Annotated in this window: 18 protein-coding genes; 7 read left to right on the top strand and 11 right to left on the bottom strand. The window is 63.9% G+C overall.

Annotated features, from left to right (window positions below):
- Positions 1 to 13: 13 nt before the first annotated feature.
- Positions 14 to 1,417, top strand: a complete 1,404-nt coding sequence (locus ACH2CW_RS07370; protein WP_395056632.1) for a FecR domain-containing protein — start codon at positions 14 to 16, stop codon at positions 1,415 to 1,417.
- Positions 1,418 to 1,432: 15 nt separating this feature from the next.
- On the opposite strand, the gene ACH2CW_RS07365 is transcribed toward ACH2CW_RS07370, so the two are convergent.
- Positions 1,433 to 2,428 carry a glycosyltransferase family 4 protein gene (locus tag ACH2CW_RS07365; protein ID WP_395056630.1) on the bottom strand — a complete coding sequence of 332 codons (996 nt, stop codon included), beginning with the start codon at positions 2,426 to 2,428 and terminating at the stop codon, positions 1,433 to 1,435.
- 148 nt (positions 2,429 to 2,576) lie between these two features.
- Between ACH2CW_RS07365 and ACH2CW_RS07360 the strand changes: the two genes are divergently transcribed.
- Positions 2,577 to 4,577 carry a tetratricopeptide repeat protein gene (locus ACH2CW_RS07360; protein ID WP_395056628.1) on the top strand — a complete coding sequence of 667 codons (2,001 nt, stop codon included), beginning with the start codon at positions 2,577 to 2,579 and terminating at the stop codon, positions 4,575 to 4,577.
- A gap of 88 nt (positions 4,578 to 4,665) precedes the next feature.
- On the opposite strand, the gene ACH2CW_RS07355 is transcribed toward ACH2CW_RS07360, so the two are convergent.
- The 5 genes from ACH2CW_RS07355 to ACH2CW_RS07335 all read right to left on the bottom strand — a co-directional run bounded on the left by ACH2CW_RS07355 (position 4,666) and on the right by ACH2CW_RS07335 (position 13,479).
- A complete protein-coding gene (locus ACH2CW_RS07355) occupies positions 4,666 to 6,612 on the bottom strand; it encodes a propionate--CoA ligase (protein ID WP_395056626.1) in 1,947 nt (648 codons plus the stop codon).
- Position 6,613: 1 nt separating this feature from the next.
- Positions 6,614 to 7,591: an MDR family oxidoreductase gene (locus tag ACH2CW_RS07350; RefSeq protein WP_395056624.1), complete on the bottom strand. Its 978-nt coding sequence runs from the start codon at positions 7,589 to 7,591 to the stop codon at positions 6,614 to 6,616.
- A gap of 234 nt (positions 7,592 to 7,825) precedes the next feature.
- A complete protein-coding gene (locus tag ACH2CW_RS07345) occupies positions 7,826 to 12,049 on the bottom strand; it encodes an ATP-binding protein (RefSeq protein WP_395056622.1) in 4,224 nt (1,407 codons plus the stop codon).
- 118 nt (positions 12,050 to 12,167) lie between these two features.
- Complete coding sequence (locus ACH2CW_RS07340) at positions 12,168 to 12,812, bottom strand: isochorismatase family protein (protein ID WP_395056620.1); 645 nt, start codon at positions 12,810 to 12,812, stop codon at positions 12,168 to 12,170.
- 43 nt (positions 12,813 to 12,855) lie between these two features.
- The gene (locus tag ACH2CW_RS07335) at positions 12,856 to 13,479 is read right to left on the bottom strand and encodes a TetR/AcrR family transcriptional regulator (RefSeq protein ID WP_395056618.1); all 624 of its coding nucleotides are present in this window, start codon (positions 13,477 to 13,479) and stop codon (positions 12,856 to 12,858) included.
- A gap of 104 nt (positions 13,480 to 13,583) precedes the next feature.
- Here ACH2CW_RS07335 and ACH2CW_RS07330 point away from each other — a divergent pair, with 104 nt between their 5' ends.
- A complete protein-coding gene (locus ACH2CW_RS07330) occupies positions 13,584 to 15,224 on the top strand; it encodes a 4-hydroxyphenylacetate 3-hydroxylase family protein (RefSeq protein WP_395056616.1) in 1,641 nt (546 codons plus the stop codon).
- A gap of 164 nt (positions 15,225 to 15,388) precedes the next feature.
- Here ACH2CW_RS07330 and ACH2CW_RS07325 read toward each other — a convergent pair whose 3' ends face one another.
- Positions 15,389 to 15,853 carry a DUF2721 domain-containing protein gene (locus tag ACH2CW_RS07325; protein WP_395056614.1) on the bottom strand — a complete coding sequence of 155 codons (465 nt, stop codon included), beginning with the start codon at positions 15,851 to 15,853 and terminating at the stop codon, positions 15,389 to 15,391.
- A 326-nt stretch (positions 15,854 to 16,179) separates the two neighbouring features.
- On the opposite strand from ACH2CW_RS07325, the gene ACH2CW_RS07320 reads away from it, so the two are divergent.
- Positions 16,180 to 16,893: a hypothetical protein gene (locus ACH2CW_RS07320; protein WP_395056612.1), complete on the top strand. Its 714-nt coding sequence runs from the start codon at positions 16,180 to 16,182 to the stop codon at positions 16,891 to 16,893.
- Positions 16,894 to 17,029: 136 nt separating this feature from the next.
- Positions 17,030 to 17,917 (top strand): DMT family transporter, encoded by an 888-nt coding sequence (locus ACH2CW_RS07315; protein WP_395056610.1) that lies wholly within the window; start codon positions 17,030 to 17,032, stop codon positions 17,915 to 17,917.
- Between the two features lie 3 nt (positions 17,918 to 17,920).
- On the opposite strand, the gene ACH2CW_RS07310 is transcribed toward ACH2CW_RS07315, so the two are convergent.
- From ACH2CW_RS07310 to ACH2CW_RS07300, 3 genes are all read right to left on the bottom strand, one after another.
- Positions 17,921 to 18,379, bottom strand: a complete 459-nt coding sequence (locus ACH2CW_RS07310; RefSeq protein WP_395056608.1) for an Lrp/AsnC family transcriptional regulator — start codon at positions 18,377 to 18,379, stop codon at positions 17,921 to 17,923.
- A 433-nt stretch (positions 18,380 to 18,812) separates the two neighbouring features.
- On the bottom strand, positions 18,813 to 20,090 hold the full coding sequence (locus ACH2CW_RS07305) for an Hsp70 family protein (RefSeq protein ID WP_395056606.1): 1,278 nt from the start codon (positions 20,088 to 20,090) through the stop codon (positions 18,813 to 18,815).
- Positions 20,087 to 20,620, bottom strand: a complete 534-nt coding sequence (locus ACH2CW_RS07300) for a hypothetical protein (RefSeq protein WP_395056603.1) — start codon at positions 20,618 to 20,620, stop codon at positions 20,087 to 20,089. The genes ACH2CW_RS07305 and ACH2CW_RS07300 overlap by 4 nt, the downstream gene beginning before the upstream one ends.
- 181 nt (positions 20,621 to 20,801) lie before the next feature.
- Between ACH2CW_RS07300 and ACH2CW_RS07295 the strand changes: the two genes are divergently transcribed.
- Positions 20,802 to 21,779, top strand: a complete 978-nt coding sequence (locus tag ACH2CW_RS07295; RefSeq protein ID WP_395056601.1) for a tripartite tricarboxylate transporter substrate binding protein — start codon at positions 20,802 to 20,804, stop codon at positions 21,777 to 21,779.
- A gap of 176 nt (positions 21,780 to 21,955) precedes the next feature.
- Complete coding sequence (locus tag ACH2CW_RS07290; protein WP_395056599.1) at positions 21,956 to 22,555, top strand: thioredoxin fold domain-containing protein; 600 nt, start codon at positions 21,956 to 21,958, stop codon at positions 22,553 to 22,555.
- Between the two features lie 68 nt (positions 22,556 to 22,623).
- On the opposite strand, the gene ACH2CW_RS07285 is transcribed toward ACH2CW_RS07290, so the two are convergent.
- Positions 22,624 to 23,182, bottom strand: a 559-nt coding sequence (locus tag ACH2CW_RS07285; RefSeq protein WP_395056597.1) for an NAD(P)-dependent oxidoreductase, incomplete at its 5' end; no start/stop codon positions are given.

Raw genomic sequence — 23,182 nt, 5'->3', positions numbered from 1 at the left:
TTCAGGCGGACCCATGGAACAACCCTTCAAACTGAAAAGCACCGTTTTGCTGATGGCCCTGGCTGCCGCCTACCCGCTGCAAGCCCATGCGCTGGCGGGTGTTGCCCAGTTCACAGCCGGAGAGGTGAATCTGCGCCAGACCGACGGCCGGACCATCGCACTGGTCAAAGGCGGTGACATCAACAGCGGTAACGCCATCGTCACCGGTACCAACGGCCGGGCGCAGGTCAAATTTACCGACGGCGGCCTGGTCTCGCTGCAACCCAACACCGAGTTCAAGATCGCCAACTATGTGGACCAGAACGACCCCAAGGAAGACCGCTTTCTGGTGGACCTGCTGCGCGGCAGCATGCGCGCCATCACCGGCCTGATTGGCAAACGCAACCGCGACAACTACAAACTCACCACCACCACGGCCACCATCGGCATACGCGGCTCGGGATTCAAGGTCGGCTACAACCCGGACGGCACCCTGGGCATCACCAGCGAACTGGACAAAATCGAAGTCTGCAACCAGAGCGGCTGCATCGGCCTGGTGGCCGGAGAGTCGGTCAGGGTGATCGACAGCGTGACACCGCCGGTGCGGACCAGCACACAAGCGAAGGTCGATACCCCGCCCACCGAGAAGGAGCCCACGGCGGTCGGTGAGAAAGTCAATGCAGCGGGTAAATCTGACATCGTGGAGGCCGTGAAGCCAGCCACCACCACCACAACCACAACAACCTCCACAACCACCACTACCAGTCCCGTCCAACGCACTTTCACCAACATCGCCGTTGCAGCGGTGGGCACCAATGGGTCAACGCTCTACTCACTGACCACACAGTCTGGGGCAACCACGGTATTCAGCGACAACAAGCTGCTCAGCGTGGACAACAATGTGTCGGGTGGTTTTTCCAAATGGTCGGAGACCGGAACACCCGGACCTGCATCCGACTTCAAATCCATCGGCAATGTCAGTGACACCAACTTCATCGGCTGGGGAACCTGGGTTTCCGGCCAACGGGAATATCTGGGTACGGTGATGCTCAACCATGTGCATTACATTGCGGGCCGCCCCACTTCGTCGACTGAAATGGCCTCCCTGATGGCTGGCGGCGGCACGGCAACCTACACGCTCGCTGGCAATACCGCACCGATCAAGGGCGGCGTCGCCGGCACACTTACCGCCGCAAGTTTGTCTGTCAATTTCTCTTCAACGCAATACGTGGTCAACGCATCGGTCACCACATCATTCGCGCCGACCACCCCCATCACGGACAGCGTCACCGTCACATCAACCTCATCCATGTTCACAGGCACCAACGGCTACATCAAAGGCGCGCTCATGGGCACCAATGCCGGCCTGGCGGGCCTGACCTACGCCAAAGACCTGGGGACGGGGCTGATTACCGGCGCGGCTGTTTTCCAGAAATAAGCCCAACGCGCACGGTCAGGCCAGGTAGGCCGCCAGCGCGGCTCGCGTTGCAACTGCACCGTGCACCTGTTCCGCCTGGCGCATTCCCGCCCACCCCATCGCCGCGCGCAGGGCCGCGTCCTTACCCAAATCGATCAATGCGTCCCATGCGGCTTCCTGGGAATCCACCAGGAGCCCGGTCTCGCCGGGAAGCATGACTTCCGTGTATCCCCCATGGCCGCCGGCGACCACCGGCAGTCCGGATGCCATGGCTTCGACGATCACCCGGCCATAAGCCTCGACCGTGGCACCGGTCCGGTAGAAAAAAATATCCAGGCTCTGGTAAAAATCCACCGTGTCTTCGGCGCCGGCGGGCAGCAACTCGACGCCCGCCACCCCGCGCAGCTGATCTGCCAGACAGGTACCGCCGAGGATCCGCACACGCCATCCGCGCGCCGCCAGCATGCGGTAAAGCATGGGGTCCTGCGAATGGTATTTGTCGGGGGTATCGCGGCTGACCCGGCCCACCGTCACCGGCGTCGAGCGGGCCTTGCGTGCGCCCGCTGCCTTCAGAAACGGCTCGATGTCCAAGGGGCTGCGGACCACCCGGCCCGGCAGCCCGGCGGTCAGTTGCAGCGATCTGGAAACAAACACCAGCTCGGGCTCCTGTTTGACCGATTCCCGGAACACCTCGATCAGCGTGAACAGGCGTTCCCAACTGGCCAGATTGCACTGAACGATGACGCGCTCGAAGCGCGCATACCTGAGCCAGAGGCCAGGGGCGACATGCGCGCCTCCCCAAATCAGCACGCCGCCCTGCGGAAACTGCCCCGAAAACGCCTGAATCTGCCGAACGCCCCTCTGCACGTACCAGGGATGCGGCGGCAACACCGACCAGACTGTCACGCGGCGCGTGTGCGCCAGCGCAGCCGCCAGATCAACAAGCTCCCGTTCCGCACCCGCATGGGGGTCGTCAAAGCTGCCGACCAGGTGCAGTAAGGCGGAAGGTGCTGAAGCGGCAGGCAAGTCCATGGTGTGAGGCGAAGTGGGGTTCGTCAGCGAAGGCCTGTGCAGGAGTCTGTCACATAATCAAATCATGATTGCGCCAGACCCTGCCCTGCCTCCGCCGGCAGTTGGCCCAGCACCGGCAACCAGCTTCGGGCAATGGATGAAAGCGGGCATGGACGCGCACGAAAACGGGGACCCTGTCCGGGCGCTGTTGGCCTTTGAAACCGCGCTGGCGCTGGCGCCCGGCAATGTGCAGGCCAGTTCGGCTTGCGCCACGCTGTTGTTTGAGCTGGCGCGGCCGCAGGCGGCGCTGGCCTGCCTGAAAACCGTCGAGCAGCAACTGTTGGCCGATGCGGAAGGTGCGACCAATCTGGCCATCGCCGCATCCGCCTGCGGCGAGCGCGAGGCGGCAAAAAACTATTTGGACACCGCACTCTTGCGCGATGCGGGGCATGCGCGCGCCCTGCATCACCTGGCCCTGATCCACGCACAAGACGGCCAATGGCACGAAGCCATCGAACTCGCCACGCGTTGCCTGGCCGCCGCGCCCCATCAGGACGGGGCCTGGATCACCGTGGCGGACATGCTGCTGGGCGCGCGCCGACATGCCGAGGCAGCCGCACATCTTGACAAAGCCGTGCGCCAGTTCCCTGGCCACGCCCTTCTGTCCGGGCGCCTGGCGCTGGCGCTGGCGCTTTGTGGCGATTTTGAACAATCCGATCCGCTGCTGGCCTCACTGGCCGGCATGCCCTCGCGTGAGCAGCTTCCAGCTGGCGACGCACGCACCCTGTTCAGCCGCCACGCTTTTGACGCGCTTCATGACTGCGACTGGCGGGAGCAGGATCGGCTGCTTGCGCTGGTCCGGCATGAGTTGAGCGCCCTACGCATGGGTGTGCCAAGCCGAGACATGCGTCAGGCCCTGGTCTGCGGCCCGCTGCTCCCGCTTGATGACGATGAGATGCAGCAGATCGCCCGCGCCACATGGGACGTGTTGGTGGCCCAGCCGACCACGCCGGGCCGCCCGTTTTCAGCAGCGGATGTGCTGAGGCGGCAAGGGCCAATCCGCATCGGCATCGCTGCCCGCGACCTGCGAGACGAAGCCGCCACGGCAGAACTTGCCGCGCAGTTGGCTCTGTACGACAGTGCCCGCTTTGAGTTTTATATCTACGCGCCCACGCCGCAACCGCAGGCGGTGCTGGCGCAGGCACTGGCGCCGCATCGCGTGATCGAGATCGCGCACTTCAACGACAACGAAGCCATCTTGCGCATCCGGCTGGACCGGCTCGACATCTGGCTGGACCTGACTTTTGGCTCGCTCGCGTGGCGGCCGGGTATCGCCGCGCGCCGCGTGGCGCCGGTGCAGGTCCAGCATCCTGGCTGGCACGGGCAAGACGCCCAGGGGCCTTTCGAGTACACCCTGTCCGATGTGTTTATGCACCCAGCATCCGGCACAGACAACAAACCGCGCAACGCGCTGGTCCGGCTGCCGCACACGTGCTGGCCAGCAAGCCTCGCCCCGGCAGGTACCCCAGGGCTCACCCGCAGGCAGGCCGGCTTTCCTGCCGACGCGCTGGTGCTCTGCGCCTTCGCGCCAGCGCTTCACATTGACGCCCACAGCTTCGGCGTCTGGATGCGTGTGCTGGCTGCCTTGCCGGACGCCGTCCTGTGGCTGCCGCCGCTGGGCCGCATGGCGCAGGCCAACCTGCGGCGCGAGGCACAGACCGCAGGCATCAAGGAAGGACGCCTGTGTTTTGCCACCGCAAGCACGCGTGAAGAGCGACTGGACAGCCTGGCGCTGGCTGACCTGTTCATGGACACCCTGCGTATCAATGCCCGCCAGGACCTGCTCGACGCCCTGCGCATGGGCGTGCCCGGCATCAGTTGCGCAGGCAGCGGCATGGCAGCCCGTGCGGGCGGCAGCATTCTGCTGGCTGCAGGGCTGGGCGATTGTGTGGCGGACACTGAAGCCGCTTACGTGGACGCCGTGTTGCGGCTGGGACGTGACCGCGCTGTCCTGCAGCAACTGCGTGAGCGCGTGAAAGCCGAGGTGGCGACGGCACCGCTGTTCGACCTGCCGGCGCGCGTGCGTGAATTCGAAGCCGCCTGGATCTGGATGGCTGACCGCGCGCGTGCCGGATGGCCACCCGAGAGCGTTGATCTGCCGGCCCCCTGACCCTGGCATGCTCCTGTTTTGATAGCTGCTTGCGCTTGTTTGCTATGGGCTGGAGGCCATTTTTGCTTGTAAAAAGCTCGCCCTGAAGTCAGCCAGCCAGCACCCGGTCCCGGATTTGCTGTAGCGCGGCCGGGTCGTCCATGGTCGTCAGGTCACCGGCGTCGCGGCCTTCACACACCGCCTGAATTGCGCGGCGCAGCAGCTTGCCGCTGCGCGTCTTGGGCAGCAGCGACACAAAACGCACACGCGACGGCCGGGCCAGCGCGCCCAGGTCGCCATCCACACGTTTCATGATCTCGCCTTCGAGCTTGAGTGCGGCTGCGGCATCAAGCAGCACGCCGCCGTCTTTCGGCACCACAAAAGCCATGGCCACCTGCCCCTTGAGGCTGTCGGCCACGCCCACCACGGCCACCTCGGCCACACCGGCATGGCCAGAGATGCTTTCTTCGATCTCGCGGGTGCCGAGCCGGTGGCCGGCCACGTTGATCACGTCGTCGGTGCGGCCAAGGATGAAGTAGTAACCATCCTCGTCGCGGATGCCCCAGTCAAAGGTGCTGTAGACCATTTTGCCCGGCACACTTTTCCAGTAGGTGTTGACAAAGCGTGCATCGTCCTTCCAGACGGTTTGCATGAAGCCTGGCGGCGTCGGGCCTTCGAGCACCACCACACCTTTTTCATTGGGCTGGGTCAGCTCCTCGCCGGTCGACTCATGCAGCAGCTTGACCCGGTAGCCGTACATCGGGATGCCGGGGCTGCCGAACTTGCTCGGCGTTTGCTCCACGCCGTTGGCCACCGTGAGCAGCGGCCAGCCGGTTTCGGTCTGCCAGTAGTTATCGATGATGGGCACGTTCAAGCCCTCGCTGATCCAGCGCGCCGTCGGCTCGTCCAGCGGCTCACCGGCCAGGAACAAGGCGCGCAGGCTGGACAGATCGTACTTTTTGAGCAGCGCCGGGTCTTGTTTCTTCAGCACGCGCACCGCAGTCGGCGCGCTGAACATGGCCGTCACCTTGTATTTCTCGACCAGCCGCCACCAGATGCCGCCATCGGGTTGTTTGTCCAGACCCTGGGTCGGCAAACCTTCGTACATCAGCGTGGCCATGCCGGCAATCAGCGGGCCGTAGATGATGTAGCTGTGGCCCACCACCCAGCCGATGTCGCTGGTCGAAAAATAAGTCTCGCCGGCGCGGCCATCGAAGATGTGTTTCATGCTCGCTGCCAGCGCCACCGCGTAACCGCCGGTATCACGCTGCACACCTTTGGGTTTGCCGGTGGTGCCGCTGGTGTAAATGGTGTAGCTGATGTCGGTCGAGTCCAGCCATTCGCAGGGCACTTGCGCATCCATGTGGGCAGCACGCAAGTCGGTCCACAGCTGGTCGCGTTCGGCAACCATGGCCATGGGCGCCAGCGCGCGGTCCGTCAGCAGCACCGCCTCGGGTTTGTGGCTGGACAGGCGAATGGCTTCGTCGAGCAGCGGCTTGTAGGGCACGATCTTGCCGCCGCGCGAACCGGCGTCGGAACTGACAATCACTTTGGGCGTTGCATCGTCAATGCGCGAGGCCAGCGAGCCGCTGGCAAAACCACCAAACACCACGCAGTGGATCGCGCCCAGCCGCGCGCAGGCCAGCATCGCAAACGCCGCCTCCGCCACCATGGGCATGTAGATCAGCACGCGGTCGCCTTTTTGCACACCCAGTGCCTGCAGGCTGGCCGCCATGCGCTGCACTTCGCGGTGCAGTTCGGCAAATGAATAGGTTTTCTCCGCGCCGGTTTCGGTCGAAACGTAAATCAGCGCGGCCTGGTCAGCCCGGTCTTTGAGGTGCCGGTCTACCGCGTTGTGGCAGAGGTTGGTCTTGCCGCCCTCGAACCAGTGCACAAAGGGCGGATTGTCGAAGTTGCAAACCCGGGTGAAAGGCTGCTGCCAGTCGATCAGTTGGGCCTGTTCAATCCAGAAGGCATCGGGCTGATCGATAGAGCGTCGGTAGAAGTCGGCGTAGCTGGTCATGGGTCTGTCTCCGTGATTATTTTTGCGCTGCAACTCAGATTTTGACGACGATGCGCCCGCGCACCTTGCCGGCCATCAAGTCCGCCGCTTTTTCTGCGGCCTTGTCCAAGGACACCTCCTCGACGATGGCTTCGAGCTTGACCGGGTCCAGGTCAACGGCGAGCCGGTCCCAGGCGGCCTGCCTGCGCGCCAGCGGCGCCATCACACTGTCGATGCCGGCCAGCGTCAGGCCGCGCAGGATGAAGGGCATCACGGTCGCTGGAAAGTCCGCGCCTTGCGCCAGTCCGCAGGCCGCCACCACGCCGCCGTATCGCGTTTGCGCGCAGGCATTGACCAGGGTGTGTGAACCCACCGCATCCACCACCGCGGCCCAGCGTTCTTTTTGCAGCGGTTTGCCGGCGGCCGCAAGTTCCTGGCGGTCAATGACGGACGCCGCACCCAGCTGCTTCAAATAGCTCTCTTCACTGGCCTTGCCGGTCGCTGCCACCACCTTGTAGCCCAGCTTGCCCAGCAACGCGACGGCGACGCTGCCAACACCACCGGTGGCGCCCGTCACCAGCACCTCACCGTCGCCCGGCGTCAAGCCGTGTTTCTCCAGCGCCAGCACACACAGCATGGCGGTGTAACCCGCCGTGCCAATCGCCATGGCCTGGCGCGTGCTGAACGCTTTGGGCAACTTCACCAGCCAGTCGCCCTGCAAGCGCGCGCGTTCGGCCATCAGACCCCAGCGCGTCTCACCCAGACCCCAGCCGTTGTGGATGAATTTGTCGCCGGCTTTCCAGGCCGCATGGGTGGATTCCAGCACCGTGCCAGCGCCGTCAATACCCGCGACCATCGGCCAGGTGCGCACCACCGGGCCTTTGTTGGTGATCGCCAGGCCGTCTTTGTAGTTGAGCGTCGAATAGTCGACCTGCGCCAGCACGTCGCCAGCGGGCAGTTGCGCCTCGTCGATATTGACAACAGTCGCCGAAAAGCCGGCCTCGGACTTGTTGAGTTGCAGGGCTTTGAACACGTTTGTCTCCGTTTATGCTGAAACTGAATTCATAATTATGGATGACAGACTTGCGGCAGGCTGACGCCTGAACCGTCCACGCATGCAATCCGGTGACTCACCACCACGGCCAGCCGGGCTCACTCCAGTAACGGCCGGCGCCACTCGCGCTAGCGAAGCCGGTCGTCGAGGCCATGGCCCACGGCGCTGAAATGTATCTTGCTTAGCGTTGGGTTCGGCCGCTGGGCGGCCGACTCAAGCCCTCGTCGCAGGCACCCCGATCAGCAGTTTTTGGAGGGCCGCATGGTCTACCGGCTTGACCAGATGCGAGTCTATGCCGGCTTCCAGCGATCGGCGTTTGTCCTCATCCTGGCCCCACCCGGAAAGGGCGATCACCACAATGCTCTTGCCCCACGCCAGCTGTCGGAGTCGACGGCACACCTCGTAGCCGTTGAGCTTGGGCATTCCGATGTCCAGCAGTATGGCGTCGGGCTTGAATAGGGCCGCCACATCCAGCGCCTCCTGGCCGTCATGTGCCGTTCGCGTCTGGTGGCCCTCAAGCATCAGCAACATCGCCAGGCTCTTTGCTGAGTCGAAGTTGTCGTCCGCCACCAGAATGCGCAGGCTTGCCGCGGGGCGGGCGGGGTGGGCTTCGTCGGCAGGTTTGTTCCCGACGAGGGACAAGGCCAGCGGCAGGCGCACCACAAACTCGCTGCCTTTGCCAAGGCCGTCGCTGCGCGCTTCAACCGCCCCACCGTGCATCTGGACGAGCTGCTGCACGATGGACAGGCCGATCCCCAACCCACCCTGCGACCGTTCCAGGTTGCCGTCAACCTGCGTGAACATTTCAAAGACACGCGAGAGCATGCGCGTCGGGATGCCTATTCCGTTGTCCGCGACTGAGACGACGGCTTCAGCTCCCATCAATTGCACAGCCAACTGCACCCGACCGCCACGTTCAGTGAACTTGGCGGCATTGTTCAACAGATTCGAGAACACCTGGGTCAACCGGGTCAGGTCAGCGTCCACGTAGATCGCCTCCGGTGGAACTTCAATGACCAAGCCATGCCCGGCATTTTCAATGGCCGGTCGGCTGGCCTCGACGGCCCGTTCAATCACTCTGGCCAGTTCGATGCGCTCCTTGCGAAGATCGATCTTGCCCCGGCTGATGCGGCTCAAATCCAGGAGGTCATCGATCAGATGCACCATCTGGCTGACCTGGCGTTCCATCATCAAGCGGACCGTCTCGATTTTTTCCGTGTCGCCGCGTGTCAGACGCAAGATCTGCAAGCCGTTGCGAATCGGGGCAAGCGGGTTCCGCAGTTCATGGGCCAGCGTGGCAAGAAACTCGTCCTTGCGCTGGTCTTGCTCTCGAAGACGGGCGACCAGCCGCTCTCTTTCTTCCTCGCCCAGCTTCCGGTCGGTGATGTCGGCCACAGTGCCGTCGAAACTCTTCACACGCCTCGTCGGGCCGGTCTCCTCAAAGCTTGACCGCCCTTTCGCAAAAACCCAGCGCAGCGATCCGTCCGAGTGGGTGATTCGATATTCGATGGCGTAGGGAGCGGGGTCGTCCAGCCGCGTGGCCGCCGCCACAGCCTCAAGCACTGCGCGCCGGTCGTCGGGGTGAATGACGGCGACCGCCTGCAGGTAGTCCGTCCACTCCTCGGTGGTGCCGAAGATGGCGCGGTACCGCGCATCGGTCTTCGTGGCACGGGTCACCGGATCCACGTGCCACGTCCCGAGTTCGGCGGCGTCGAGGGCCAGCCGTCGCCGCTCCTCGCTTTCGCGCAGCGCCTCCTGGGCCTGCTTGCGGGCGGTCACATCGCTGGCCATGCCCAACCACTCGACGACTGTGCCCTCATCGTCCATAAGCGGGATGGCCCGGGAGAACGTCCACCCGAGCGTACCGTCGATCCGCAAGATCTGGTGCTCCAGCTCAAAGGGGCTTCGGGTCCGGACGGCCTCCCGGACGGCCTCGATGACGCGCTGCTGATCGCCCGGCTGAATGTACTTCTCCAGCCATGAGCGTTCCGGCTCGTGGGTGTCGGCGATGAACTCGCGGCCCTGGAGCTGACGCATCTCGGTCCAGTCCGCGTTCATCCGGTACACAACATCCGAACTGGCGCTGACCAACGCCCGAAACTGTGCCTCGCTGGCCCGCAGCGCTTCGCTCGCCTGCAGCCGTATGCGGGCTATTTTCAAGTGGGCAGACACGCGGGCCAGCAACTCTTTGGCACTGAACGGCTTGACCAGGTAGTCGTCGGCCCCTTCCCGCAAGCCCTCGATCCGGCTTTCCTCCCCGGCACGGGCAGACAGCATGATGACCGGAACGCCGCTCGTCTGAGGGTCGGCGCGCAGCGCCTGCAACAAGCCGAAGCCGTCGAGCCCGGGCATCATGACGTCGGCCAGGACGAGGTCCGGCGAATGCTGTCGTACCGCCGCCAATGCCGCCTCTCCGTCCGGCACGGCCTCGGTGCGGTAATGCGGGGCAAGCAGACGGACGACGTACCGCCGCATGTCTGCGTTGTCGTCGACCACCAGCACCAGAGGCCGGTCTTCGTCGGCAAGCGCGGGAGTCGAGGGTGGGCTTGTCGGTTCGTCTCTCGGCAGAGGTGGCGCAATGCCCATCGCCGGGCGCGGACCGGAGTCGGGCAGCCAGCCCAGCGCCTCCTCGACGAACGGACTGACGAGCGCGGTCTGCTGCGCAGCGGCGCGGCTGTTGCCGACCTGATCTTGCGGTAAATGCCGCGAGCCCAGTGGAATCGAAACGGTGAACGTCGACCCGCGCCCGACTTCGCTTTCGGCGCTGATCAGGCCACCGTGCAGCTTGACCACTTCCTGCACGAGGGACAGCCCGATGCCGCTGCCCTCGTGCGTACGTCCGCGTGCATTTTCGACCCGGTGGAACCGTTCAAACAGCAGCGGGATTTCCTCCACGGGAACGCCGGTACCTGTGTCCCGCACGCACAGTTCTGCGGTGAGCTCGGTCTGCCGCATCGAAACCGAGATTTCGCCCTCGAAAGTGAACTTGAAGGCGTTCGACAGAAGATTAAGGACGATCTTTTCCCACATCGACCGGTCCACAAACACCGGCTCGCTGAGCGGCGGGCAATCGAGGCGCAGTTGCAGCCCGGCCTTCTCGCAGGCCGCGCGGAAGTTACTGGCGAGATCGGCGGTGAAGTAAGCGAGCGCCGTCGGCTCATACGCCGCTCGGACGCGACCAGCCTCAATCCGCGAAAAATCAAGCAAGCTGTTAACGAGGCGTTGAAGGCGCAAGCCGTTGCGGTAAACGACTTCAAGGCGCTCCCGTTGCAGCGGCGGCAACGGCTCGCTGGACGCGGCCAGGGCGTCTTCGACCGGCCCCAGCATCAAAGTCAATGGCGTGCGGAACTCGTGGCTGACGTTGGAAAAAAAAGCGATCTTGGCCCGGTCCAGATCGGCCAATGCTTTCGCGCGTCGCCGTTCGTCCTCAAACGCCCGGGCATTCGCGACAGCAGCGGTCACGGCGGACGTGAGCAAGTCGTAGAAGTCCCGGTACGCCTCGTTCATCGGCAAGCGCGGACTGATTCCGGCAATCAGGATGGCGGCGGGGCGGTCGGCTCCTGGCGGGATGATCGGCAGCGCGAATGCTGCATTCGGTGGCTCGAGAAAACGGCCCGCCGGGCCGATCCGCCCGGCGAGATTATCAATTTGCACGGCCGCCCCGGAACGAACCACTTCTTCCAGCGGCCAGAACGTCGGTTCCCCCTGTCCAACATACACCGTGCTCGCGCTGGCGACCGACTCCGCCTGGAGGCCTGTCGCACCGACAAGCCGGGCCCGTTCAACATCGGGCTCCAGCACATAAAGCAGGGCGAACGGCAGATCGAGGTCGTACCGAGCGAGGGTCTGCGTGGAGAGGGAAAGCGCTTCGCTGACGGACTTAGATTTGCCGGTCTGGGCGGCAAGATCACGCAGCGCCCGCGTCCGCCGCTCGCTGAGCATCTGGGCCGTCATCTCGATGACGGGATGGAACAGGCCGCCGACCCGGCCAGCCTCGTCCCGAATGGGGCTGAATGAGAACGTGAAAAAGGTCTCCTCCACGTACCCGCGCCGTTCGAGAAAAATTTGCTGGGCCTCCAGAAAGGCCTTGTTGCCGGCCAAGGCCGCGTCGTGCGCCTGACCGATGACCGGCCACGCCTCCTTGAAGCACTCTGAGAAGTTCTGCCCCATCGACCGGGGGTGCTTGTCACCGATGATGGCCCGATAGGCGTCGTTGTAGAGCTGGACGAGGCCCGGCCCCCAGATGACGCAGATGGGCAGGTCCGAGGCCAGGCAAATGCTCACGGTCGTGCGCAGACTCTGCGGCCACCCGGCAACCGACCCAAGCGAGGTCTGTGACCAATCCATAGCCCGGATCAGACTGCCCATCTCTCCACCACCCGCCAGAAAGGCAAAAGAGTCCGAGGCGGGAGATAACTTGTCACCAGGAAAATTCATGCGCGTCTTGCAAGTTGGGGCTGGTGCAATGGGTAAGGACCGGACTCAGGCTTTGATTTAACCCTCAGAACCACAATTTGACACGACATACGGTCGAATAACCTCTTTCGCCCCGTTTTCAGGCATCACCCTGCTTCACCAGTTCAAGCACTTGCCGGAACGCCGGGTGCTCGGACGTACCCAGCCATTCAAACGCCACCATCTCGGTCGTGACCAGCTCCGCGCCGGCGCCGGCCAGGCGGTCGAAGGCTGCGTCGCGGTTGCGTTCGCTGCGCGAGCTGCAGGCGTCGGTGACGACCCAGACGTCAAAGTCTTCGTCGAGCAGGCCGAGCGCGGTCTGCATCAGGCAGACATGGGCTTCGCAGCCGGCGATGACGATGGTAGCCCTGCCCTCGCCCTCTTCTTCAACGGGTTTTTGCAGATGTTTGGACAGGCTGCGGGCGTTGCCGCGCGGCGGGCCGGCGGGCGCCTTGCGCACCGGCGGGCGCAGCCACTCGCCCAGGCCGTCGGCCACGCCGTTGAAGTGCATCTTCGCGAGGATTTTTCCGCCGGCCGCTTCGATAGCGGTTTGCACTGCGGCCACGTTGGGGCCCAGGCCGTCGGGGTTTTGCGCGGTGCCCCAGACCGGCACCTGCAGCACCTGGGCAATGCGTGCCAGGCGCACGGCGTTGGCAACAATCAGTTCATTCTCAAAAATGGCAGGCATCAGGCGGGCCTGGTAGTCCACCAGCACCAGTTGGGAGTCATCGGCATCTAGCAGCATGGAAATCCTGAAAATAGTTAAGAGGTGAAAAGCTTCGACAGACTCAATCTGAACCGGTGTGCAGACGCTCGACCAGATTGATCAAGTAGGCGTCAAACAACATCATGGCATCCTGCCCAAACATGCGGATGCGGCCGGTGTGCTGCAGCAGCAAGAGGCCGACGCCATGGGCAAACAGCGCGGTGTTTTCGCGCAAGGCATCTTCCGCGCTCAGGCCCATGGCCCGCAGCGCCGCTTCACACGGTTGCAGCGCGTCATGCAGGCGGTCATTGAGCTGCTCGTTGAGTTCGGCGGTCAGGCCGCGCGGGCGCATGCCCTGCACCAGGTAAAAGCCGAGGTCCAGGTCGCGCGGGTTGGCCGCATAAAAGCCGAACCAGGCATTGGCCTTGGCCTCCAGCAAGTCGCCGGGCGATACAACGCCATCGCCGGCAGCGTCCACCGCGGCATTGAGGCGCTCCAGCGACTCGGCCAGCAGCGCACCGTAAATTGCCTCTTTGTTGTCGAAGTAGGAGTAAATCGCGCCGGGCGTGTAGCCCGCCTGCTTGGCGATTTCACGGATGCTGGCGCCCTCAATGCCCAGGCGCTCAAACACCGCGCGTGCGGCGTCCAGCACACCGGCGCGGCGTGAATCGGTTTGAGCCTGCTGGCGTTGCAATCTGGCGGTCATGGCCTGAATATAAACGCAAACAGCCCTGGATCCTGAACGGATTGAACACTTGATCATTGAATTGAACAGTGTTCAAATTGCTGAAGATCCACAGGAGAACGACAATGAATGCCCCCGCCCCCACCACCCTGATGTCCGGCGACGACTTCCGCGAGTCGCTGCGCCGCTACAAGCCACGCGTCTTCCTGGACGGCCGGCAGGTGGACAGCGTGGCCGACGAGCGCGGCTTCGGTCCCGGCATCAATGCCATTGCGCTGACTTACGACCATGCCTTGAAGGCGCAGTACGCGCCGCTCATGACGGCCGTACAACACACCAGCGGCAAAGTGGTCAACCGATTGAGCCACATCAACACCAGCAGCGGCGACCTGCTCAACAAGCTGGAAGCCGTGCGCCTGGTCTGCCAGGAAACCGGCTGCGCCCAGCGTTACCTGACCCACGACGCGCTGAACGCGATTGGCCAGGTGTCGGCGCGCATTGACGACGCACGCGGCACCACTGAAAACACCGCACGTTTTCTCAACTACCTGCACCGCGTGCAGGACCAGGACCTGACCCTGGGCGTGGCCATGACCGACGCCAAGGGCGACCGCAGCCGGCGGCCGCACGAGCAGGCCAATGTGGACAGTTATGTGCATGTGCTTGAGCGCAATGCCAAAGGAATTGTCATCAGCGGCACCAAGGCCATCGTGACCGGCGCGCCCTATGTGCATGAACTGCTGGTCATGCCCTGCCGCAACATGGGCCGGGAAGACGCCGACTTTGCGGTCTGCTGCGCGGTTCCGGTGGATGCACCCGGCATCACCATCATCGCGCGGCCGGCAGGTCGGCCCGGTGAAAAGGTCGAGCATGGCGCGGCGCTGTTCAGCCGCAAATACGGCCAGAGCACCGGTGTGGTCATGTTCGACAAGGTGTTGGTGCCCTGGGACAGCGTGTTTTACGCCGGTGAATGGGAACACTCCGGCCACCTGACCTACAGCTACGCCACCCACCACCGCCACACCTGCATAGGCGCGCGCGCGGGTTTTGGCGACCTGCTGATCGGCGCCGGCGCGCTGATGTGTGAGGCCAATGGATTTGACCCCGGCAAAGAAACCCACTTGCGTGAGCAGATGGTCGAACTGATCACCATCACCGAAAGCTTTTTCGCCTGCGGGGTGGCGGCCAGCGTGTATGGCAAACCTGATGAACACAGCAAAACCTTCATGCCCGACCCGGTGTTTTCAAACATCGGCAAGCTGCTGCTGGCGACCAAAATTTACGACATGCACCGGATTGCGCATTACGTCAGCGGCGGCCTGATCGTCACCCTGCCCGGCCCCGACGAGGACCACAACCCCGAGACCGGCGCCAAATTGTCCGAAGTGCTGCGCGCCAACCCCGACGTGCCCTATGAGCAGCGTATCGAGACCGCGCGTTTTATTGAAGACCTGACGGCCGGTTACCAGGGCGGCTGGTACAGCGTGATCAGCCTGCACGGCGGCGGCTCGCCGGCGGCCATGAAGCAGGAGATTTACCGCAACTACCCGGTGGGCTCCAAGGTGCAGTTGGTCGAGCGCATCCTGGAGCGCGGCATCAACGCCGACGGCAGCGGCGACGGTGTGCCGCACGACCCGGCGCGGGCCATCACCAAAAACCGCCAGCCCGGCAAATGCTGCGACACCGGCTGCACCACGCCGGGCCAGCCGGTGATGATTGACCTGCCTGCGGTGCAGGCCACGCTGCCGTCACGGCGGCTGAACTAGAGCCCCCACGCTTGTCGCTTCGCGTACTGCGCTGCCCCCCCCTCCCCCCGAGGGGGCTGTGCTTGCTTGGGGCAGCCCTGCGCAGCGCACTTCAAAGCTTAATTCGCTACTTTTTTGATAGCTGCATGCGCCCGCATGTTATGGGCTGGAGGCCTTCTTGACCGCTAATTCGGGGGTTGCGCCGGCAACTCCGCAAATTTGAGCAACCGGGTCGCCAGCAGCGTTTCGGCCAGAAAACACAGCAGCGCCAGCAGAAAGCAGGCCACGCCGGAAAGAAAGCAGACAGTGGCGATCTTGAGAATGGGCAGGTCGCTGGTCTCGCCGAGAAACAGCAGCATGATGGTCAGGCCGATCAGGATGGCGCAGAAGGTCAGCAGCGCCAGGCAGCCATTGACCAGCCATCCGCGGTGCCGCAGCTCGCCGAGTTCTGCGTACATCTTGCTGGCCCGTGTCTGCTCCACCCCACCGCTTTCAAGCCGGTTTTCCAGAAAACGTGCGCGGTCGATGATGCGGGCCAGCCGTCCCGCCACGGCAGCGATCATGCCGGAGACGGCCGTCAGCAAAAACACCGGCGCCACGGCCAACTGGATGCCGTGGGTCACGGTGGACAGGTCGGGCGCAAAATTCATACGGGCTCCGCATCAAGAGAAAGACTGTGCATTCTGTCACGCCCCCTCTAAACTGGGGGTGTCGTCTGACACGCAGGCCGGGGTCACGCCGTCACACTGCAGGGCTGTCCGCGCTATCTTCAGGGGGGCGAACAAGCCTTCTGCGCGCTTGTGCCTGGTCAGCCGGCGCTTGAGGCGGTGATAGGATGATTTGGAATTTTTCTTCAGTGGGTCCTGCCCTCAACTTTTTTGACAACCATGCTTTTGACAACCATGCATTTGTACCGAACAACCGGCACGCCAGGCACCCGTCGCGACGCGCCACTGATGAACCTCGGCGGGGCGGCATGACCGATCACAAGCTTCACCAGGCCCCTGCCGCGGCACCGGCGCACACGCGCGAGGAAACGCTTTCGGTGGAGGCTGCGCGTTATGCGCTGCTGCGCCGCGTGGCCCCCGCCTTGCGCCACCACCTGGCGGGAACGCTGCAGCCCATCGGTATGGTGGCGGCCATCATGGACAGGCGTTTGCAGGCCGCGCAACCCGATCTCACGGCAATACGCGAGAGCAGCAAGTCCATCAGCACCCTGACGCGCTCGGCCGCCGGTGCCAGCATGGGGCTGCTGACCTGGCTGGCCCCCAAAGAAAACAGCGTCGGCCCGCTTCACGCCAGCGTCGAGGAATGTGTCGGCATGCTGGCCACCGAGCTGGCTTTTCGTGGATTCAGTGTGTCCAACACCATCGCGAGCTCCGACATGGCGACGTCGGTCTTCGCGCTGCGCAGCGTCTTCACCGCGGCGCTGATTGCCCTGACCGATGCCGCGCTGACACCGTCCAGCATCGTGATCAGCAGCGAGGCGGTCGACGGCCAGCTTCGCGTGGTGATCAGCGTCAGCAGCGAGCCCGGCGCGGTGGCCGCCGAAGAACCGCAGTCCTACCGAAAACTTGGCTGGGACGATGTGCAGGCCCTGGCCACGGCCGAGCAGGTCGGCCTGAGCCATGCGGCAGGCCGTGTCGACATGCAGTTCACCGCTGCGGAGAATGCCGACGTCACGGTTTGAGCGGAACGCCACAGCGCTCCTTCTACGCTACTGATTTGATAGCTGAAAGCCTTTTCCAGACAGGGGCTGGAGAGCGTTTTTGTTACAATTTCGGGGTCTGCCCGGCCTTTGCTGCGGTCGGCGCACCACCTCACCCATGCACAAGAGCGGAATCCTTCTCCACATCGCCGGCCTGTGGCTGCTCTCCACACTCGACGCCTCCGGCAAGTGGCTGGTACTGGCCGGGGTGCCGGTGCTGATGGTGTCCTGGATGCGGTATGCGGTGCACACCGCGCTGATGACCGCCATCGTCCTGCCCAGTCGCGGCACGGCGATTTTCAAAACACAGTCGCTGCCGCGCCAACTGGTCCGCGGCTTCTTGATGATTGCCACCACGGTGCTGTTTTTCTCGGTGCTGGCGCGGCTTCCGCTGGCCGAGGCCACTGCCATCAACTTCATGGCGCCGCTGTTTGTGATGGCGATGGCGCCCTGGTTGCTCAAGGAGGCGCACCGCCTGCACCGCTGGCTGGGGGTGCTGGTCGGTTTTGCCGGCATGCTGGTGGTGGTGCGTCCCGGTGCGCAGCTCGACCCGGTCGGTGTGGCGCTGGGCCTGGGGACGGCGTTCACCTTTGCCCTGTTCCAGATCGCCACGCGGCGGGTGGCGCATGACGACCCGCTGACCACCAACTACTATGGCGGCCTGTTTGGCACGGCCGCGCTGTCGCTGGCGCTTCCCTGGTTCTGGGTCACGCCTGACCTGCCCGTCTGGGGCTGGGTGTTGCTGGTGTCGACCGGTGTCACCGGCTTCTTCGGCCACTGGCTGCAGGCGGCCGCCTTCAGTAAAAGCCCGGCGACGCTGCTGGCGCCCTTCAGCTACATGCAGATCATCAGCGCTGCCGTTCTGGGCTGGCTGGTGTTCGGCCAGGTGCCGGGGCAAACCACGGCACTCGGTATCACGCTTATCTGTCTGGCCGGGCTCGGCGTGGCGCTGACCGAAGCACGTATGGCCTGGGTGCGCACGCAGGCGCTGCGCGAGCGCACTTAGCCTTCAGGCCGGGAACAGCGGAAGGTCGGCTTTTTTGAGGGTGCGCAGCACAAAACTGGACTTGCTGTGGCGTATGCCCTTGATCTTGTAGAGCCGCTCGCGCAGCAGCCGTTCGTAGTCCTGGGTACCGCTGACCGCAATACGCAGCAGATAGTCGTAGTCGCCCGACACCAGGTAGGCCTCGATCACCTCCGGAATTTTCGCTAGCGTTTCACCGAATTTTTCCAGCGTGTTGTCGGAGTGGCTGTCCAGCGTGACCTGCACCAGCACGGTGTCGGCCAGGTCCAGTGCTGCGGCATTGATGCGCACGGTGTAACCCTCGATCACGCCGGACTCTTCCATCTTTTTGATGCGGCTCCAGCACGGCGTGTGGCTCAGGCCGACAGCCTGGCCGATCTCCTGCAGGCTGGCCCGCGCATTGCCCTGCAGCACGTGGAGGATTTTTCGGTCTATTTTATCCATACAGAATTATTTCCTTCATTTTCTTTTTAATGAAGCAATTATTACTGATATAAAGCCGAACTGAAAGAAATACGGAAGCACTTTCTCCGCTGTGGGGCGGATACTTGCTGCTGGCAAACGGACTTACCGGCCCGTGTTGCAAGGCAAACGCCCCCGCAGGTTACCGCCGGCGGGGGCGTCTGGGCAGGGAGTTATGGCTTGTCATCCCGGACCTGATCCGGGATCCATGCGGCAAGAACTGGCGACGCGTGTAATCCACCATGGATTGCGGGGCCGGGCCGTAGCGTCATGCCGCCGAAGGAGCATAGCGAAGGCCAGGCATTTGGGCTCGCTGCACGCTGCAGCCGCGCGCACGGACGCGCCGCGAGCCCCGCCCGCAATGACAAAAAAGCGGACAACAAACGCGGGTCAGGTCCGCAATGACAACTCCTGCTCAGCCGAACTTGCGCAGCGCATCGAGCGCCAGGCCGGTGCCGATGCTGCCGAACAGATCACCCTCGACGCGACGCGCCTGCGGCAACAGCGCTGCGATCCGCGCACGCAGCAGCGGCACACTGCTGGAGCCGCCGGTAAAAAACACCGTGTCCACCGCGCCTGCCAGTACGCCCGCTTCACGCAACAAGCGGCTGACGCTCGCACCAATGTCGTCCACCAGCACCGAGATGGCCCGATCAAAGTCCGGTCGGTGCAGCAGCAGCGTCTGTCCCGGTGTGATGCGGCCCAGGTCCATGCGGGTTTCAGCCGTGCCCGACAGCGCCATCTTGGCGTCCTCGACCTGCATCGCCAGCCAGTGGCCGGCACGCTGCGCCACCAGGGCCTGCAGACGCGCCAGTTTCTCCGGTTCTGCAGCCTCGCGACGCAGTTCACTGATCTGCGCCGCTGACTTTTTGGTGTACGCAAAATTGATGGTGTGCCAGGTCGCGAGGTTGAAGTACGGTGCCGACGGCATCAGCAAACCGCTTTTGAGATGACTGCCCAGGCCCAGCGTGGGCATCACACTGGCCAGACTCAGGTACTTGTCGAAGTCGGTGCCGCCAATGTGCACGCCGCCGCTGGCCAGGATGTCGTCACGCCGGTCGGCCCGGCCCGCGCGCTCCGGCGCCAGCCGCACCAGCGCGAAGTCGGAGGTGCCGCCGCCGATGTCCACCACCAGCACCAGCTCCTCACGTGTGACCTGTGATTCGTAGGCAAAGGCCGCAGCAATCGGTTCGTACTGAAAGGCAATCTCGCTGAACCCCACGGCATGGGCGATACCGGCCAGGGTGTCCTGCGCCTGCCGGTCGGCTGCGGGGTCGCCATCGACAAAAAACACCGGACGGCCGAGCACCGCGCGCGTGAAGCTGCGGCCGGCCGCCTGCTCGGCGCGGCGCTTGAGTTCGCCGATAAAGTGCGCCAACAGCTCGCGAAACGGCAAGGCGCGGCCGGCGACTTCGGTCTGCTCGTCGATCAGCGCTGTGCCCAGCAGGCTTTTGAGCGAGCGCATCAGGCGGCCTTCGTCACCGGCCAGGTAGTCGGCCAGCGCGGCACGGCCGTAGCTGATATGCGCGTCTTCGGCATGAAAAAACACCACCGAAGGCAAGGTGGGCTTGCCACGCTCCAGCGCCAGCAGGCCGACCTGGCCGGGCGCGTCGGCGCTCGCGCAGGCCGCCGTGGAGTTGGAGGTGCCGAAGTCGATGCCGCAGGCGCCGTTCGAGCCCACCGTGGCCGTCAAGGTCTGGCGAAGCCGCTGTCGGCCCAGGCCGTGGCGCTGGCCCGGCTCAGCTTGAAGGCCGGCGGTACGCGCACCTGCGCGAGTTGTTCGCCGGCTTCATCATGAGCGCTCAGCGTGGCCGAGGGGTTGTCCTCATCCGGCTCAATGTCCAGCGACACCGTGATACGTGCGCCGCGGCAATCGACATCGAGGCTCTGGTGCAGCGTGGCATGGAGTTGCTGCTCGTGCCGCCGCACAAACTCCGAGGCGGTCTTGACCAGCGTGATAAAGGCGGTGCCGTCCAGCGGCTTGGGGTTTTTCTTGTCGCGCCCCATGGTCCAGGGGCCGATCAGCGCGGGCTCGGGCTCGCCGTCCTTGATCATGGCCACCGCCCAGCCGTCGTCGTCCTCGTTCTTGATCACGCGGGCGGTCCAGCCGTCGCCGCTCCACAACCGGGCTTGCTGCACTGGGCTGTCGTTTTCGGGAAAGGAGGCGGGATCAGGGGAAGCAGGGGGATCGGCGGGGGAAGCGGAGGGGGCGATGTCGGTCACAGGCAGTCAATTTGGTGAGGCAAAAGCGCGGGTTGGCGAGCCTGATTTTAACGTCTGCCCGGTGACCGGCTGCGCAGGTTCCACACTGCAGAATTTACGCCCCGCGTAAACCTTGATGACAGCCAGCCCTCCTCTGGATACCCTTGAGCAACGAGTTCTGCAACACCTTCCCGGAGATACCATGACCCAACGCCGCGACTTCCTCACCACCGCTGCTGCCGCCGCCGCCGGCATCGCCCTGCCCTCACTGGCCAGCGCCCAGGCGCCGGCCTTTCCTTCACGCCCGATCCGGTATATCTGCCCCTGGCCCGCCGGCGGTTCAACCGACGCGGTGATACGCGCGCTGGCTGAAAGCGCCGGCAAGACCTTGGGCCAGACCATCATTGTCGACAACAAGCCCGGCGCCGGCGGCATGCTGGGCGCCAACGAAATGATGTCTGCCAAGCCCGACGGCTACACCGTCACCCAATTGCCGCACGGCGTGTTCCGCATTCCGCACATGCAAAAAGTGCAGTACGACCCGCTCAAGGACTTCACCTGGATCGCCTGCCTGACCGGCTACACCTTCGGTCTGGTGGTGCCTGCCGATTCGCCGATCAAGAGCATCAAGGACCTGGTGGCTTACGCCAAGGCCAACCCTGAAAAATTCACCTACGGCTCCACCGGCACCGGCACCAGCCCACACCTGGCGGTCGAGGAGTTTGCCCAGCGCGCTGGCATCAAACTCACGCACGTGCCGTTCAAAGGCAACGCCGACAACATGCAGGCGATCCTCGGTGGCCACGTGATGGGCGCCAGTGACGCGACGGGCTGGGGCCCGCATGTGGAATCCGGCAAGCTGCGTCTGCTGGCCACCTATGGCAGCAAGCGCACCAAACGCTGGCCCAATGTGCCCACGCTCGATGAGCTGGGTTACAAAACCGTGTCGGACTCGCCGTTTGGCGTCTGCGGTCCCAAGGGCATGGACCCGGCGGTCGTCGCCACACTGCACGAGGCTTTCCGCCGCACCCTCAACGATCCGGCCGTGCTCGCCACGTTTGACAAATACGACCAGTCGGTGATTTACATGAACACCTCGCAGTACACGCGTTTTGCCCGTGAAACCTTCGCGGCCGAAAAAGAAACCATCGAACGGCTGGGAATGACGAACAAGGGCTAAATCCCTGTTCCGTTCAAATAGCAGGCAATCTGCTGCAAGCCACGACAGGTCAGCCTCTCGTGGCTTTTTCACATATTTATCCACAAGGTGACCCACAGCAGGTGGGGACAAGTGGGGGCGGCGCAGGCAGGCCGCCGGTGCTGCGCTATGCTTGCAGGCCCCACTGCAAGGCGCCCATGAACTTCACCTTTCCCGCAAAAATTTCCCCCACCATCCTGATCGCTGCCAGCCTCTTGCTGGCCGGCTGCAAGGACGCCCCCGACGCGAACAAGCCGACCGCTGCAGCCGCACCCACCACCGTGTCCGTGGCCGCCGTGGCGGCCGAAGCCAAAGGGTTCAGCGTTGGTTCAGCCGTCAGCGCACGCACCGTGTATGTATTTTTTGACGCCCAGTGCCCGCATTGCACCGCGCTCTGGGAAGCAGCCAAACCGTTGAAGCCGCAGGCTCGTTTTGTCTGGATACCGGTCGGCATCCTCAACGCCTCCAGCACCGCGCAGGGCGCCACGCTGCTGGCGGCGAAGGACCCGGTCGCCGCGATGGATGAACATGAGGCCTCGATGACGGCCAAGGGCGGCGGCATCAGCGCCGGCAGCGCCCTTGACGCGCAAAAAGCCGACGTCGCCAAAAACACCGAGCTGCTGACACGTTTCGGCTTCGCCTCGATTCCGACCATCATCGGCAACCATGCCGAGACCGGCGCCCTGGTCACCCAGGAAGGGGCCCTGCCGACGGCGGCGCTGGCGAATCTGTTGGGTCTGAAGGTTCCGGCACCCTGATTCGAGCCAAATCGAGCTGCAGCCCTTTATCAAAAAGGCTCAACAGCTCCTGATTTAATAGCAAAAACCTAGAACAACACGCGACTGCGGATGGTACCCGGCACGTCGGCAAGTTTGGCCAGCGCCATGTCCGAATGCGCAGCGTCAATGTCGATCACCACATAGCCGACGGCCTCGTTGGTCTGCAAAAACTGCGAGGCAATGTTGATGCCGTTGCCGGCAAACACCTGGTTGATTTCGGCCAACACGCCCGGCACGTTGCGGTGAATATGCAGCAACCGGTGTTTGCCCGGATGGGCTGGTAGCGCCACCTCGGGAAAGTTGACCGACGAGGTCGAGGTACCGTTGTCGCTGTACTTGACAAGTTTTTCGGCGACCTCGATCCCGATGTTGGCCTGCGCCTCCATGGTGGAGCCGCCCACATGCGGTGTCAGGATCACGTTGTCGAGACCGCGCAGCGGCGAATCGAAGACGTCCTTGTTGCTCTTCGGCTCGACCGGGAACACATCAATCGCCGCGCCCAGCAGCTTGTTGCTGCGTAGCGCCTCGGCCAGCGGTTCGATCTCGACCACGGTGCCTCGCGAGGCGTTGATAAACACCGCGCCAGGCTTGATGGCGGCGATTTCG

Origin of the sequence: Polaromonas sp., assembly GCF_043778355.1 — a bacterium.
In the GTDB taxonomy this organism is placed as follows: Bacteria; Pseudomonadota; Gammaproteobacteria; order Burkholderiales; family Burkholderiaceae_C; genus Polaromonas.
This window is presented reverse-complemented; position numbering and strand designations above follow the sequence as displayed.

Coding starts and splice junctions, on each gene's coding strand:
- ACH2CW_RS07370 (WP_395056632.1), top strand. CDS start 14: ATGGAACAACCCTTCAAACTGAAAAGCACCGTTTTGCTGATGGCCCTG.
- ACH2CW_RS07365 (WP_395056630.1), bottom strand. CDS start 2,428: ATGGACTTGCCTGCCGCTTCAGCACCTTCCGCCTTACTGCACCTGGTC.
- ACH2CW_RS07360 (WP_395056628.1), top strand. CDS start 2,577: ATGGACGCGCACGAAAACGGGGACCCTGTCCGGGCGCTGTTGGCCTTT.
- ACH2CW_RS07345 (WP_395056622.1), bottom strand. CDS start 12,049: ATGAATTTTCCTGGTGACAAGTTATCTCCCGCCTCGGACTCTTTTGCC.
- ACH2CW_RS07340 (WP_395056620.1), bottom strand. CDS start 12,812: ATGCTGCTAGATGCCGATGACTCCCAACTGGTGCTGGTGGACTACCAG.
- ACH2CW_RS07335 (WP_395056618.1), bottom strand. CDS start 13,479: ATGACCGCCAGATTGCAACGCCAGCAGGCTCAAACCGATTCACGCCGC.
- ACH2CW_RS07330 (WP_395056616.1), top strand. CDS start 13,584: ATGAATGCCCCCGCCCCCACCACCCTGATGTCCGGCGACGACTTCCGC.
- ACH2CW_RS07325 (WP_395056614.1), bottom strand. CDS start 15,853: ATGAATTTTGCGCCCGACCTGTCCACCGTGACCCACGGCATCCAGTTG.
- ACH2CW_RS07320 (WP_395056612.1), top strand. CDS start 16,180: ATGACCGATCACAAGCTTCACCAGGCCCCTGCCGCGGCACCGGCGCAC.
- ACH2CW_RS07315 (WP_395056610.1), top strand. CDS start 17,030: ATGCACAAGAGCGGAATCCTTCTCCACATCGCCGGCCTGTGGCTGCTC.
- ACH2CW_RS07310 (WP_395056608.1), bottom strand. CDS start 18,379: ATGGATAAAATAGACCGAAAAATCCTCCACGTGCTGCAGGGCAATGCG.
- ACH2CW_RS07295 (WP_395056601.1), top strand. CDS start 20,802: ATGACCCAACGCCGCGACTTCCTCACCACCGCTGCTGCCGCCGCCGCC.
- ACH2CW_RS07290 (WP_395056599.1), top strand. CDS start 21,956: ATGAACTTCACCTTTCCCGCAAAAATTTCCCCCACCATCCTGATCGCT.